This is a genomic window from Arthrobacter tumbae, assembly GCF_016907495.1.
Classification (GTDB): domain Bacteria; phylum Actinomycetota; class Actinomycetes; order Actinomycetales; family Micrococcaceae; genus Arthrobacter_D; species Arthrobacter_D tumbae.
This window is the reverse complement of sequence record NZ_JAFBCC010000001.1, coordinates 3,556,471-3,570,413: the sequence shown is the minus strand read 5'-3', so window position 1 is coordinate 3,570,413 and position 13,943 is coordinate 3,556,471. Positions and strand designations below refer to the sequence as shown.

At 65.2% G+C, this 13,943-nt stretch carries 9 protein-coding genes; 4 read left to right on the top strand and 5 right to left on the bottom strand.

Going from position 1 to position 13,943, the window contains the following annotated elements; all coding sequences use genetic code 11:
* Positions 1 to 6 precede the first annotated feature (6 nt).
* Positions 7 to 2,091 (top strand): primosomal protein N', encoded by a 2,085-nt coding sequence (locus JOD47_RS16775; protein ID WP_204536075.1) that lies wholly within the window; start codon positions 7 to 9, stop codon positions 2,089 to 2,091.
* A gap of 4 nt (positions 2,092 to 2,095) precedes the next feature.
* Here JOD47_RS16775 and JOD47_RS16770 read toward each other — a convergent pair whose 3' ends face one another.
* The 4 genes from JOD47_RS16770 to JOD47_RS16755 are packed head-to-tail and all read right to left on the bottom strand — an operon-like array spanning position 2,096 to position 5,904.
* Positions 2,096 to 3,217: a glycosyltransferase family 4 protein gene (locus tag JOD47_RS16770; RefSeq protein ID WP_204536073.1), complete on the bottom strand. Its 1,122-nt coding sequence runs from the start codon at positions 3,215 to 3,217 to the stop codon at positions 2,096 to 2,098.
* Positions 3,214 to 4,095 (bottom strand): alpha/beta fold hydrolase, encoded by an 882-nt coding sequence (locus JOD47_RS16765; RefSeq protein WP_204536071.1) that lies wholly within the window; start codon positions 4,093 to 4,095, stop codon positions 3,214 to 3,216. The genes JOD47_RS16770 and JOD47_RS16765 overlap by 4 nt, the downstream gene beginning before the upstream one ends.
* Before the next feature lies 1 nt (position 4,096).
* On the bottom strand, positions 4,097 to 4,933 hold the full coding sequence (locus JOD47_RS16760; RefSeq protein WP_204536069.1) for an aldo/keto reductase: 837 nt from the start codon (positions 4,931 to 4,933) through the stop codon (positions 4,097 to 4,099).
* A gap of 59 nt (positions 4,934 to 4,992) precedes the next feature.
* Entirely contained in the window at positions 4,993 to 5,904 is a 912-nt protein-coding gene (locus JOD47_RS16755) for a sugar-binding transcriptional regulator (RefSeq protein ID WP_204536850.1), read from the bottom strand.
* A 263-nt stretch (positions 5,905 to 6,167) separates the two neighbouring features.
* Here JOD47_RS16755 and JOD47_RS16750 point away from each other — a divergent pair, with 263 nt between their 5' ends.
* The 3 genes from JOD47_RS16750 to glpK all read left to right on the top strand — a co-directional run bounded on the left by JOD47_RS16750 (position 6,168) and on the right by glpK (position 10,331).
* Entirely contained in the window at positions 6,168 to 7,853 is a 1,686-nt protein-coding gene (locus JOD47_RS16750; RefSeq protein ID WP_204536848.1) for a glycerol-3-phosphate dehydrogenase/oxidase, read from the top strand.
* A 136-nt stretch (positions 7,854 to 7,989) separates the two neighbouring features.
* Positions 7,990 to 8,736, top strand: coding sequence for an MIP/aquaporin family protein (locus tag JOD47_RS16745; RefSeq protein WP_204536067.1), 747 nt, complete (start codon positions 7,990 to 7,992; stop codon positions 8,734 to 8,736).
* An 80-nt stretch (positions 8,737 to 8,816) separates the two neighbouring features.
* Entirely contained in the window at positions 8,817 to 10,331 is a 1,515-nt protein-coding gene (gene glpK, locus JOD47_RS16740; protein ID WP_204536065.1) for a glycerol kinase GlpK, read from the top strand.
* A gap of 94 nt (positions 10,332 to 10,425) precedes the next feature.
* Here the strand turns inward: glpK and JOD47_RS16735 are convergent, their stop codons facing one another.
* Positions 10,426 to 13,905, bottom strand: coding sequence for a bifunctional proline dehydrogenase/L-glutamate gamma-semialdehyde dehydrogenase (locus JOD47_RS16735; protein WP_204536063.1), 3,480 nt, complete (start codon positions 13,903 to 13,905; stop codon positions 10,426 to 10,428).
* Positions 13,906 to 13,943 lie beyond the last annotated feature (38 nt).

The following is a 13,943-nucleotide window of genomic DNA, read 5'->3' as shown; positions in this document are numbered from 1 at the left end:
GAACCGATGAGTTCCGACGACGGGCAGCAGCTTTCGCTGCTGCAGGGCTTCAGCGCACCGGCGGTTCCGCGCGGTACGTCACCGGTCGCAGCCGGGCTGCCGGTTGCCCGTGTCATCATCGATTCACCGCTGCCGCATCTCGACCGTCCCTTCGACTACCTGGTTCCGGCCCAGGACGACGACGCAGCCGTCCCCGGCGCGCGGGTCAAGGTCCGGTTCGCCGGGCGGGAACATGCGGCTTTTATCCTTGAGCGGCTTGCCGTCTCGGACAGTCCGGCACGTTTGCTGCCCCTGGCCAGGGTGGTGTCCGGCCAGCCGGTGGCGAGCACGGAGATCCTGGCACTTGCGGCCGCCGTCGCTGCCCGGTACGCCGGCTCCGTGAGCGATGTCCTTCGCTCGGCGGTGCCTCCGCGCGTGGCCCGAGTGGAGAAGGAGTTCGAAGTCGGTGCGGAGCCTGGTGCCGCCGTGCACGCCGGGGAGGAAAGTGGCCGGGCTTCCTTGTATGCCCGGTACGTCAACGGCGCTTCCTTCCTGTCCCGGTTGACGGCAGGTGAGAGTCCGCGGGCTGTGTTGGCAACACTCGGCGGGTACGGGCCGGCCGGCTGGCCGGCAGAACTGGCTGAAGCGGTGCATGCGGCGTGGTCGGCGGGGCGTGGCGCCGTCGTCGTCGTTCCTGACCAGCGGGACCTCCTCCGTGTCGAAGAGGCACTTAGTGCGCGCATCGGTGCGGATGCGTACGTCCGGCTTACGGCCGAAGACGGCCCCACCCCCCGGTACCGCAACTTCCTCAAACTCCTGCATGGAGAGGTCAGGGTGGCGGTGGGTACGCGGTCCGCCGCCTACGCACCGGTGCGGAACCTGGGGCTCGTGTGCCTCTGGGACGACAATGATGAGTCACACAGTGAGCCCCGCGCCCCCTACCCGCACGCCCGCGAGGTGCTCCTGCTGCGCAGTGAGCTGCAGGGTTGCGCCCTCCTGATTGCGTCGGCATCCCGCAGCGTCGAGGCCCAGCGGCTGGTCGACAGCGGCTGGGCACAGTCCCTGTCCGCGGATCGTCCGGCCATCCGGCAGTTGGCCCCGCGCGTCCTCCACTCGGCGGACACCTATCACACGGACCGCGAACCGCTGACGCACCAGGTGCGGATTCCTCCGGTCGCCTGGCGCGCAGCCCGCGACGGGTTGAAGCGCGGGCCGGTACTGATTCAGGTAGCGCGCACCGGGTTCTCACCTGCCCTGGCCTGCCAGGACTGCCGGGAACCCGCCCGCTGCCGGCACTGCGCCGGACCGTTGGCGCAGTCCGGTCGGGGCTCCGCTGTCGCGTGCCGCTGGTGCGGGCGGCCTGATCACTCCTGGCGCTGCCCGACATGCTCGGGCGCCCGGTTCCGTTCCACCGTCAGCGGGGCAGCGCGCACCGCTGAGGAACTGGGTCGGGCATTCCCCGGCGCCGTCGTCATTTCCTCGTCCGGCGATCACATTCTCGATACGGTGGATGCCTCGCCGCGCGTGGTGGTGGCAACTCCCGGCGCCGAACCGGTGGCTGCGTCGGGCTACGCCGCTGTGGTCCTGCTGGACGGAAATGCCCTTCTGGGCAGGGAATCCCTGCGCGCGCTGGAGAGTACCCTTCAGCGCTGGTTCAACGCGGCGGTGCTTGCCCGCCCCGCATCGGCAGGCGGTGTGGTGGTTGTCACCGCAGATGACGACGTCGCCGCCGGGCACCTGGTGCGTTGGGACCCTGCCGGTGCTGCGGCGCGCGAGCTCGCTTTGCGCATGGAACTGGGGCTGCCGCCGGCGGTGCGGTACGCGGCGCTGACCGGTTCCCTGGAGGCACTGGCTGCCTTTCTGGAGGGACTGGACCTGCCGCCGTCGTGCAGGGTGGTTGGTCCGACGGCAGTACGTGAGGCAGCGGGTCCGGCAGCTCCGGAGAAACCGGGTCAACAGTCGGCGGCCGGCTCGCACCGCATCCTGGTGTTCTTCCGGTATCGCGACGCGGCCGACGTTGTCGGTGCGTTGCGGGCGCGCCGGGTTTCGCTCTCGGCCAGGCGGACGTCCGAACCCGTCCACGTTCGAATCGATCCTGTCGGGGCACTTTAGGGCGTCAGCGCTGAACCCGTGTGCGGCGCCGCCCGCCGCCTGCTGGTTTGGCGTGGAGCTCAACAGCTTCCTCAAGCGCGGCGAGGAGCGAGTCAGCCGAGGTGTCCCAGGAATAGGTAAGGGCCTGTGCCCGACCGGCGGAGGACGCGCTTTTCCAGCGAGGCGGATCATCAAGGGCCCGGACGGCCCGGGTGAATTCTTCGGAAGATTCCGGGTCCACATACAGCGCGGCAGTTCCCCCAACCTCACGGAATATCGGTGTGTCCGCGGCGACCACGGGCGTGCCGACCGCCATTGCTTCAATGACGGGAAGCCCGTAGCCCTCGGCTCGGGAAAGTGTCACGAGGGCTGTGGCTGAGCGCAGCAACCGATCGTAGTCCTGGTCACTCACGCCGTTGTGGAAGACGACCGTTGCTCCGCCGGGTACACGCTTTTCAAGCTCCCCCTTCCGCTCAGGTGGAATTCTGCTCAGCAGATGGAGGGTGTAATCGGGCAGGCCTGCCATCCCGGCCAGTAGAGTCTCCACGTTCTTGTAGGGCATGAAGGATCCCATGTAGAGCAGCGACTTGTCCGGGGCAGTCACCGGTGGCCGCGGTACGGCATCTGATTGGGGGGCGTTGCCGACAATGCGGATTGGGCGCCGCGTCAACCGGTGCGTCTCCATCAGCGCGCGGGTGGTCTCCGAGATGGTGGCAACGACGTCGGCCCGGTTCAGAAGCAGCCGCTGCGGCCAGTAGGCCAGGTGGTACAGCCGCCACAGCAAGCGCACCGGCAGGGGCAGGAAGCCCGGCGGCGTTCGGTTCTGGTAGTAAATGAGGTCGTGCAGGGTGAGCACCAGTGGGTAGCGGCGTCCAAACGAGCCCATGGTCTGCATCGGGCAGAACACGGCGTCCGGATTGAGGCGGTTGATGCGCCGGGAGACAAACAGTTCGGCGGGGGAGAGCGGGCTGTTGATCATCACATGCGGCACGTCGGGCAGCAGGGCCAGCTGTCGCGGGTCATGAACGAGCATAGTTAGATCCGCATCCGGCCGCTCTGAAAGCGCTTCGATCAGGCTGGCTCCATAGCGGCTGATGCCGTCGTGGTGGTCGGTGCGGGTGAATCTGGCGTCGATCAGGATCTTCATCGGGTCCTCGCCGTCACAAACTCGGAGATGTGGCGGGCCGCGGCATCAGGGGCTTCGTAATGGATGAGGTGACCCACCTCGGGCAGCACCACGAGTGTTGAATCGGGAATAAGCGCCGCAAGGTCCTCCTGGGTCTGCACCGTGCCGAGATCATCCTTCTCAGCGGCGATCAGGAGCACCGGAAGGTGCAACCGGGAGGCGCTGTCCCGGACCGTCCCGCTGATGGACGCAGTGAATGCCTGCAGGACGACGTCCCGTGAGGCGAACGCACTGAAGTAGGCGCGATGCTGCGCGTGGATCCACCGTCGCAGCGGGCGGTTCCGGGTTTTAGCCATCAGTTCGCTCATGGCGCGCACAATGACGCGGTTGCGCAGCAGTGCCTGACCCGCCTGCTCGGGCAGCGCCGCACCAAGGCGGTAGTACAGCTCTGCCAGGCGGGTGGCAATCCGGCTGGACCCTTCCAGTGCAGGAGCGCTGATCGGGTTGATGAGGACCAACGCAGCGAAGGCGCCCGGAGCGTCTGCCGCGGCCCTGGCTGCAATGATGGACCCGAAGGAATGGCCCACCAGCACTGTTTCCGAACCAAGGGCAAGCCGCTCGATACTGCTCTGGACAAACTCAGCGTACGCCGCGACGTCGTGCTCTTTGTCCATGGATTCGGACTGGCCGAAGCCCGGCAGGTCAGGCACAATAACGCGGTACGTGGGAAGCGCCTCGATAATTCGCAGCAGGCCGTGGTGGTCACCCCGGAATCCGTGCACCATGAAAACCGGTGGCTCATCCGGTGCTCCCTCCTTCGCCGGGAACTCCCAGAACCGCCGCATGCCGCCATCCAGGTTCAGTGACCGCGCCGTGGCTGTGCGTCGCAGGACCACCATCTCAGTTGACCAGGTCCGGATGGGAACCGACCCGGGTATCCGAGTTGAGCTGGGCGATGGCCGCCATGTCCACCGTGTCGAGGGCGAAATCGGAGAGGCTGAGATTCTCCACGATCCGCTCCCGTGAACTGGCCTTTGCCACGGCCGCGCCGCCGCTTTGCAGATGCCAACGCAGTATCACTTGCGCCGGGGACCGGGAGTGCTTGGCGGCGATGTGGGTGATCGTGGGATGTGTGAGCAGGGTCCCGCGCCCGAGCGGGCTCCAGGCCTGTGTGACGATCCCATGCTGAGCATTGAAACTCCTCAGGTCCTGCTGCTGCAGGAAGGGATGCAATTCAATTTGGTTCACAGCAGGCACCACCTCTGTCCGGGACAGAAGGTTCTCCAGGTGGTGTCGCTGAAAGTTTGATACCCCGATTGCACGGACCCTGCCTCGTGAGTACAGCTCCTCAAGTGCCCGCCAGGTGTCGACATACTGGTCTTTGGCCGGGCACGGCCAATGGATCAGATAGAGGTCGAGATAGTCGAGGCCGGAACGCTTGAGGGAGTCCTCGAACGCGGCAAGTGTCGCACGGTAGCCGTGATGCTCATTCCAGACCTTCGAAGTCACGAAGACATCGCCGCGGTCGACATGGCCCGCGTCCACGGCGTCCCGGACGGCGCGGCCCACACCCTCCTCATTGCCGTACATCGCCGCCGTGTCCAGCAGCCGGTAGCCCGCCTCGAGGGCGAGGGTGCAGAGCCCGTGGGCGTCGTCGGCCGGTACCTTGTACAGGCCGTAGCCCAGCCGGTCCATGACGACGCCGTTGGAGACCGATACCTTGCCGGAAGTATGCATGCCCCGACTCTACCGAGAGTGGGAGGTCGGAATGCGTCATGACCGTCGCGTGGGTCGAATCAGCCCTGGCGCACCAGCGCGCGCGCGGAACGTTCATCAAGGATGAGATCGGTTGCCAGTCCGGCAGCGAGCGCGCCGCGCAGGCCGTTGATTTTCGATTCACCGGAAACCACACAGATGCGGCGGCTGACCTGGCCAAGCATCCCGAGGTCCGGTCCGGTGCTTCGCTGGTTGAGGACAATGTCGCTGTGGGAGCCGTCCGCACGGAAGAAGACGGTCGCCACATCGCCGACAACCCGGTTCCTGCGAAGGATGCCGAGGTCTTCTTCATCGAGGTAGCCGCCTGCGTAGACATGGCTGGGAATACCGGAGCCGGTTGACCCTACGCCGAAGATCGCCATGGTCATACGCTCCTGCAGATCGAGAATGCGCCTGACGCTGCGCTCGGCCCACATCGCCGTCTTGGTCTCGGCATGGTCGAAGAAGGCGGGGACCGGGAATTGTTCGACGCGCGCACCGTAGGCGGCGCCGAAGCGGCGGAGAATCTCGCTGGCGTAGGTGATGCCGGTGGTCTGTGTGTTACCTGCGCCGTTCAATTGAACGATCGTGCTGTCATGCGTGACTTTGCGTTTCAGGTGGTGGCTGACCGCACTGATGGTCGACCCCCAGGCCACACCGATGATGGCATTGGAGTCAACGAGCGGTCCCAGCGTCCGTGCTGCCTGGATGGCGACGCGGTCGAGCACATCCGAGTCGCTCACGAGGTCCGTCACGGGAACCACGTGTGCCTCCACATCGAAACGGTTGCGGATTTCCCGCTCGAGAGCCGGCGCCCGGTCAAGGGGATTGTTGATCTGGATCTGGACCAGCCCGGTGTCGCGCGCCATGGACAGAAGCCGGGACACGGTGGACCTGGAGGTCCGCAGTTCGCGGGCTATCGCGTTCATCGTGAGGTCCTGCAGGTAGTACATCTGGGCTGCGCGCAGCGCGTCGCGGTTGCGCGGCTGCGTAACCTCGGAGTTTCGGGCATTTGCGCGGTCAGCGGCGTTCTGGGCGGGGGTGTTCACTGAATTCTCCGAAGGGTATTGCACGTTTGTGCACTGTTGTTGACGAATATTCCCAATGCTCCAAAGAATAGGGTGCAGAACCGGATCGCACCACTAGCCAAGGAGCCCAGTAGCCCGTGAGGAACAGCACCGGGCCGACGACGCCGTCGGCCGAACAGAATCGCCCCATGCGGAACAGCGTCCAGCAACTCAGGACGTCCGCAAGGACATCCGTTTTGATCATCGGGGGCGGAATCAACGGGGTCGGAACGTTTCGTGATCTCTCGCTCCAGGGCATCGACGTCACGCTCGTTGAACGCGGCGATTACTGTCAGGGAGCCTCGGGTGCCTCGTCCCACATGATCCACGGGGGAATCCGGTACCTCGAGAATGGTGAGTTCCGGCTGGTGCGTGAGTCGGTGGTGGAGCGAAATGCCCTGTTGAAGCTAGCGCCGCACTACGTCAAGCCGCTCCAGACGACCATCCCCGTCTTCAGCACGTTCTCCGGCATTCTCGCTGCCCCGCTACGGTTCCTGACCCACCGGCAGGGCGCACCCCGCGAACGCGGCGCCGTCCTGATCAAGGCGGGGCTGACTCTGTATGATGCTTTCTCGCGCGCAGGCGGCACAGTACCCCGCCATAGGTTCGTCGGGCGGAAGGCCTCGCTGGCACAACTGCCCAGGTTGAGGCCGGATGTGAAGTACACGGCTACCTATTTCGACGCCTCCGTGCACAACCCGGAGCGGCTCACGCTCGACGTCCTCCAGGACGGACTGAGCGCCAACCCCCGGTCCCGGGCGGTCAACTACGTCAGCGCGGTGGGCAGCAGCGAGGAGGGCATCGTGCTCCGCGACGAGCTCACCGGTGAAGTATTTCCGGTTCAGGCCGACGTCGTCGTCAACGCTACGGGCGCGTGGGTGGACGGAACCAACAGTGCGCTGGGACAAACCAGCGGCTTCATGGGTGGAACCAAAGGTTCGCACATCGTGCTCGATCATCCGGAACTTCTGGCGGCGTGTGCCGGCCGGGAGATCTTCTTTGAGCACTCGGACGGCCGAATCGTGCTCATCTATCCGATGGGTGACCGGGTGCTGGTCGGCACCACCGATATTGAAACGGACATGGACACCCCGGCTGTCTGCACCGACGCCGAGATCGATTACTTCTTCGACCTGATCCATCATGTGTTTCCGACGGTGCGGGCTACCCGGGACAGCATCGTCTACACGTTCTCCGGTGTTCGCCCGCTGCCCCGCCATGATGAGACCCAGCCAGGCTTCGTCTCGCGGGACTACCGGATCGAACGGGGAACCACCGCCAACCGCCCCATGCTCAGCCTGGTCGGCGGCAAATGGACAACCTTCCGAGCGCTCTCGGAGCATCTCGCGGACGAGGTCCTCGGACTGCTGCAGCGGAGCAGGACCGTCTCCACTGCAGCCATGCCGATCGGCGGCGGATTGGGATTCCCGCAGCAACCGCGTGATGTTGCTGCCTGGATCGAAGCCAACGGATCAGGACTGCCCGCAGAACGCGTCCGGCTCTTGCTCCAGCGCTACGGCACGAGGGCCGCCGACGTCATCACCTTCCTTGCCGCTGGCGAGGATCTCCCGCTGGAGACAACGAGGGAGGTGTCCGCGCGTGAGCTCGAATACATGGTGCGGCAGGAACAGGTCCAGCACATCTCCGATGTCATCATCAGGCGGACAGCACTGGCCTTCAACGGGCTCGTCAGCGCAGAACTGATCGACGAGCTCGCTGATGTCCTCGGCACCCACCTCGGCTGGACCGCGACCGAGCGGAAGAACGAGATCGAAGACACCCGCCGATTGTTGCAGGAACAACACAAGGTGAGTGTGCATAGTTTGGTTGCATAGGTTTCAGGCAACCTTCAGCAGCCCTCGGGTGGCTGAGAACCAACGGCAGCACTTGCCGGGGGAGTAACGCGGTACCGCGACCATCACGGTACCGGGGCCACAACGGCCCACAGGTGAATTAATGGAGGAGTCAAAGATGTCTCTGGAAGTATTCGTCGCCGAAACATTCGGCACGTTCATGCTGCTGTTGCTGGGTACAGGGGTCGTGGCCAACGTTGCACTGGCCGGGACCAAGGGAAATAACGGCGGGTTCCTGATGGTCAACTTCGGCTGGGGCCTTGCGGTCTTCGCCGGTGTCTACGTCGCCGCGCTCTCGGGAGCGCACCTCAACTTCGCCGTCACTGTCGGCCTGTGGGCCAATGGCGACACCGCGGAGTTCGCCCCCGGCGTCGATAAGAACGTGGTCAACGCGCTTGCCTACTTCGCCGCACAGATGCTCGGTTCAATACTCGGTGCGGTCGGATGCTGGCTGGCCTACAAGCAGCATTTCGATGCCGAACCGGATCCCGCCAACAAGCTCGGGGTGTTCTCCACCGGTCCGGCAATCCGTAACTACGGCTGGAACCTCGTGACCGAGATCATCGGCACCTTTGTTCTCGTGTTCGTCATCATCGCCTTCGCCGGTACGCCGTCGGGACTCGGCCCGCTGGCAGTGGCCCTCCTCGTCGTCGGTATCGGCGCGTCGCTGGGTGGACCCACCGGCTACGCCATCAACCCCAACCGTGACCTCGGTCCACGCGTTGCACATGCTTTCCTGCCGATCAAGGGCAAGGGAAGCAGCGACTGGAGCTACGCCTGGGTACCGGTTGTGGGACCGGTCATCGGCGGCCTGCTCGCCGGCCTGGTGGCCATGCTGGTCACCTTCCCGACTCCCGCGGCCTGATCCACACCCGCCGGTGGAACACATGATTCTGATCCACCGCCGTCCACCAATCCAAGAAAAACACTCAATGAGGAGCAGTAATGCCGCAGTACGTTATCGCAATTGACCAGGGAACTACCTCAAGCCGTGCAATCGTCTTCGACCACCAGGGAAATATCGTTTCCTCCGGCCAGAAGGAGCATGAGCAGATCTTCCCCAAGGCCGGCTGGGTGGAGCACAACCCGATCGAAATCTGGGACAACACCCGTGAGGTCATCGGCAACGCACTCTCGAAAGCAAATTTGACCCGTCACGACATCGCCGCGGTCGGCATCACCAACCAGCGCGAGACTGCCGTGGTGTGGGATAAGAACACCGGCCAGCCGGTGTACAACGCGATCGTCTGGCAGGACACGCGTACGCAGCCGATCGTGGACGAGCTTGCTGCTGATGGCGGGGTGGAAAGGTTCAAGCAGCAGGTCGGCCTGCCCCTGGCCACCTACTTCTCCGGAACGAAAATCAAGTGGATTCTCGACAACGTCGACGGCGCCCGCGAGAAGGCGGAAGCCGGCGACCTCCTGTTCGGCAACACGGACTCCTGGGTGACCTGGAACCTGACGGGCGGAACGGATGGCGGTGTGCACATCACCGACGTCACCAACGCTTCCCGCACTCTCTTCATGGACCTCGAGACGCTGAGCTGGGACTCCTCCATCCTTGACACGTTCGGTGTACCGGCCTCCATGATGCCGGAAATCCGATCTTCCTCCGAGGTCTACGGCACGGTCCACAGCTCCCAACTCCTCCGCGAGGTTCCCGTAGCGGGAATTCTCGGTGACCAGCAGGCGGCGACCTTCGGCCAGGCGGCATTTGAGAAGGGTGGCGCGAAGAATACTTACGGCACCGGCAACTTCATGATCGTCAACACCGGTGAGGAGATCGTCCACTCGAAGAACGGCCTGTTGACGACGGTCTGCTACAAGCTTGGCGACGCCAAGACCGTGTACGCACTCGAAGGTTCCATCGCCGTCACCGGCTCACTCATCCAGTGGCTCCGGGACAACCTCGGAATCATCAAGACCGCCCCCGAGGTGGAGCAGCTTGCGAAGTCGGTCGAGGACAACGGAGGCGTCTACATCGTCCCCGCATTCTCCGGCCTCTTCGCACCGTACTGGCGTGCCGACGCCCGCGGCGCCATCGTCGGCCTCACGCGCTTCGTGAACAAGGGTCACATCGCCCGTGCAGCACTTGAGGCAACTGCGTTCCAGACCCGTGAAGTGCTTGACGCCGCCAACGCGGATTCCGGTGTCAACATGGAAGATCTCCGCGTCGACGGCGGCATGGTCGCCAACGACGCGCTGATGCAGTTCCAGGCTGACATCCTCGGCATCCCCGTGATCCGACCGAAAGTCACGGAAACCACGGCACTCGGCGCCGCCTACGCCGCGGGCCTCGCCGTCGACTTCTGGAAGGACACGGACGAGCTGGCCACAAACTGGTCCGAAGACAAGCGCTGGCTCCCCACCATGGACGACGCCGAGCGCGACCGCCAGCTGCGCAATTGGAAGAAGGCCGTCACGAAGACCTTCGACTGGGTGGATGAGGACGTCCAGTAGTTCCCTGTAGTACCAAAAGAGGCGGAGCGGACATCTGTCCGCTCCGCCTCTTTCTTGTTCAGCTCCGCGGCCGGACGGCCGCCGCGGGCCCTCCTTAGCGGAGAATCTCGCCCGAGACGTTGTCCGGATTGCCGAAACGATGCGCCGTTATCGTTACCGCCTGCTCACGCAGGAAGGGCAACATTTCGATCCGTCCGGCCTCCGTGACGGGCCCGCTGTAGATGGCGATGTCCGGATCGCCGTCGGTGGCCGCACACAGTTCCGAGTAGCCGCCGCCCACAAGGCGGACCCGGCCCAGGCCGGCCGACGGGGCGGCACCCAGCCACGCGGCGTCGTCCTCTACCCGGTGGGTGACATCGTGTGCCGACAGGACCGCTGTGAGCGCCGGCGCGAGTGGTTCCGGGGTTGATACCGACATGGTTGAGCCGCTGCGCAGACCTGCCGCTACGACCCGGATGAAGTCACCGGCAGTGCCGGCTTCGTTGAGCCGGACCGTCACCGGAGTGGGCAGGTAACGGAACTCGTTCCGTTCGACGCCGAGGGCTGAGACGTCTTCATGAGCGCCGAAGGTGCGCACCCAGTGACGCTGGTCGTCGGCGGCGGAGCGGGCGAGGAAGCCGCGGTCGCCGTCGGGCACGTCCGCCGCATGCAGGAGCTGGCGGACCGGTCCGCTGAGCGGAGCATGAACATTCCCCGGATGGAGTTCTTCGCGCTCCCAGCTGCCGAGGTGGATGAGGTAGTTCGGCCCACCTGCCTTGGCGCCCGGCCCCACGGACGAGCGCTTCCAACCGCCGAACGGCTGCCGGCGAACGATCGCACCGGTGATGCCGCGGTTGACGTAGAGGTTGCCCGCCTGCACTGATTCGAGCCACTGCGAGACCTCGTCCGGATTCAGGGTGTGGATTCCGCCCGTCAGGCCATAGGCGCTGGCGTTCTGCCACTCGATGGCCTGTTCGAGCGACTCGGCGTGCATGATCCCGAGCACCGGGCCGAAGAATTCCGTCATATGGAAGTAGCTGCCGGGCGTGACGCCGGTGCGAACCCCGGGACTCCAGAGCCGGCCGGTGTCATCGAGCTGCTGTGGCTTGACCAGCCAGGATTCGCCGTCCCCGAGCGAAGTGAAGGCGTCCTTGAGCTTGCCTGCGGCCGGCTCGATGATCGGGCCCATCTCGGTCTCAGGGTCCTCGGGGTAGCCGACCTTCAGGGAAGCCACAGCATCAACCAGTTGATTGCGGAAGCGTGCAGAGGTACCAGCCGAACCCACCAGGATGGCCAGCGACGCGGCGGAGCATTTCTGGCCCGCATGGCCGAAAGCGGACTTTGCGACATCGGCCGCAGCCAGATCGAGGTCTGAGCTGGGCGTCACAATGAGCGAATTCTTGCCGCTGGTCTCCGCGAGCAACGGAAGATCGTTCCGCCAGGACCTGAACAACTTCGCGGTGTCGTAGGCACCGGTGAGAATGACCCTGTCCACCTCCGGGTGGGAGATGAGGTGCTGTCCGACGGGACCCTCGGCGACGTCAGCGAACACCAGCACGTCGCGGGGGATACCCGCGTCCCACAGCGCCTGGACCATGACGGCAGCGCACCGTTTGGCCTGGGGAGCAGGCTTGAGGATGACGGCGCTGCCGGCAGCCAGCGGAGCCAGGACGGAGCCGGCGGGAATGGCCACGGGGAAATTCCACGGCGGAGTAGCCACGGTCAGGGCTGCAGGGACAAAACGGGCGCCCTCCACGGTGTCGAGTTCCTCGGCGAGCAGCGCGTAGTAGCCGGCGAAGTCGATTGCCTCTGAAATCTCCGGATCCGATTCGGCGATGGTCTTGCCTGTCTCGCTTGCCGACACCTCCACGAGGTCCCCGCGGCTGAGGGCGAGCTGGGCCGCTGCGCTGCGCAGCACTTCCGCCCGCTCTGCGCCCGACTTCGAAGCCCAGTCACGCTGTGCGGCGCGTGCCGTACGGACGGCGGTGTCGACGTCGTCGTGAGTTTCCAGCTCGGATGCCTCCACGAGGGCGACGCCCAGGGTGGACGCAGGGACACGGCTGAGAATTTCATGAGCCCACGTCCGGATTGCCGGCAGCGACGGGTCGGAATCGGACTGGTTCCGGAACTCACCGGGCCCGGTTGCGGTGAAGCGGTCCGGCGCCTGCGAACGGTTGGGTTGCGGCACCGTCGGTTCCAGCTCCGCGAGGGATGCGAGGAAGCGTTGCTTCTCGCGTTCGAACAGCTCCTCACTCTTCGTGAGCTCGAAAACGGCGCTCATGAAGTTCTCCTGGCTTGCGTTCTCCTCCAGGCGGCGGATCAGGTAGCTGATGGCGACGTCGAACTGCGCCGGCTTCACCACCGGGGTGTAGAGAAGCAGCGAGCCGACGTCCTTGCGCACCTCTGCGGCCTGGTCTTCAGCCATTCCGAGCAGCATCTCGAACTCGATCCGGTCCTCGACACCGCGGGCAACCGAAAGCGTGCGGGCGAGGGCGATGTCGAAGAGGTTGTGCCCGGCAACGCCGAGCCGAACGGCGTCCGCGTTCTCGGGACGCAGCGCCCAGTCCAGGCAGCGCTTGTAGTTGGTATCGGTGGCCTGCTTGCTCGGAAGTGTGGCCGGCTCCCACCCGTGCACCGCGGCATCCACCATTTCCATGGCGAGGTTGGCGCCCTTCACTAGCCGGACCTTGATGGCTGACCCGCCGGCGGCACGGCGTTCCTGCGCCCAGAAGGTCAGGTCCTGCAGTGCGCCGAGCGCATCCGGCAGGTAGGCCTGCAGCACGATGCCGGCCTCCAGGTTGCGCAGGTCGGGAGTTTCGAGGATGCGTTTGAATACCGCGACCGTGAGATCGAGGTCGTGGTACTCCTCCATGTCCAGGTTGATGAACTTCGGAGCAGGCGAGGACGCCGCAAGCCTGTACAGCGGCAGGAGCCGCTCAGTGACCCGCTCGACGGTCCCATCGAAGTCCCAGAGATTGAGGGTGCTGACCACTGAGGAGACTTTGATGGAGACGTAATCGACGTCGTCGCGTGCCAGGAGGTCCCGCGTGCCGCTGAGCCGGGCGTCCGCTTCCTTGTCGCCCAGGACGGCTTCACCGAGGAGGTTGATGTTGAGGCGGACGCCTTCGCCGCGCAGGGCGGCGATTGACTTGCCGAGATGCGACGGTCGGGCATCAACGATGAGGTGGCCGACCATCTCCCGCAGCACGCGCTGTGCCACCGGTACGACGACGCGGGGCAGGACCGGGGCCATGACCCCTCCCAGCCGAACGGCTCCCTTCATATACCAGGGCAGGAACGACGGCGCCTTCCGGGCAAGCTGCGCAAGGTTCCGTGCGGCGACAGCGGGGTCTTCCGGCCGGATCACCCGATCGACGAAACCGATCGTGAAGTCGAGGCCGTTCTGGTCCTTGAGCACCTCAGCGAGGAGTTGTGCGGACTTAGATCCGCGTGTGCTGCCTGCGGCAGCCGCTCCGGCCGTCCGCTGGGCGGCACCGCCGGATTCGCCGAGGTGCAGCCAGCGCCGCACCAGGGCAACCGCATCATCGCCAAGGGTCTGCGGCGATGGATCTGCGGTGGGAATGGTTTGTGTCATGGTTCTCGTCTACCTAACGACGACGGGCCAGAATGCCT

What these genes read in the sequence shown, in the direction of transcription:
- glpK (WP_204536065.1), top strand. Translation starts at nt 8,817, where the DNA reads ATGCCGCAGTACGTTATCGCAATTGACCAGGGAACTACCTCAAGCCGT.
- JOD47_RS16775 (WP_204536075.1), top strand. Translation starts at nt 7, where the DNA reads ATGAGTTCCGACGACGGGCAGCAGCTTTCGCTGCTGCAGGGCTTCAGC.
- JOD47_RS16765 (WP_204536071.1), bottom strand. Translation starts at nt 4,095, where the DNA reads ATGGTGGTCCTGCGACGCACAGCCACGGCGCGGTCACTGAACCTGGAT.
- JOD47_RS16735 (WP_204536063.1), bottom strand. Translation starts at nt 13,905, where the DNA reads ATGACACAAACCATTCCCACCGCAGATCCATCGCCGCAGACCCTTGGC.
- JOD47_RS16770 (WP_204536073.1), bottom strand. Translation starts at nt 3,217, where the DNA reads ATGAAGATCCTGATCGACGCCAGATTCACCCGCACCGACCACCACGAC.
- JOD47_RS16750 (WP_204536848.1), top strand. Translation starts at nt 6,168, where the DNA reads ATGCGGAACAGCGTCCAGCAACTCAGGACGTCCGCAAGGACATCCGTT.
- JOD47_RS16745 (WP_204536067.1), top strand. Translation starts at nt 7,990, where the DNA reads ATGTCTCTGGAAGTATTCGTCGCCGAAACATTCGGCACGTTCATGCTG.
- JOD47_RS16755 (WP_204536850.1), bottom strand. Translation starts at nt 5,904, where the DNA reads ATGTACTACCTGCAGGACCTCACGATGAACGCGATAGCCCGCGAACTG.
- JOD47_RS16760 (WP_204536069.1), bottom strand. Translation starts at nt 4,933, where the DNA reads ATGCATACTTCCGGCAAGGTATCGGTCTCCAACGGCGTCGTCATGGAC.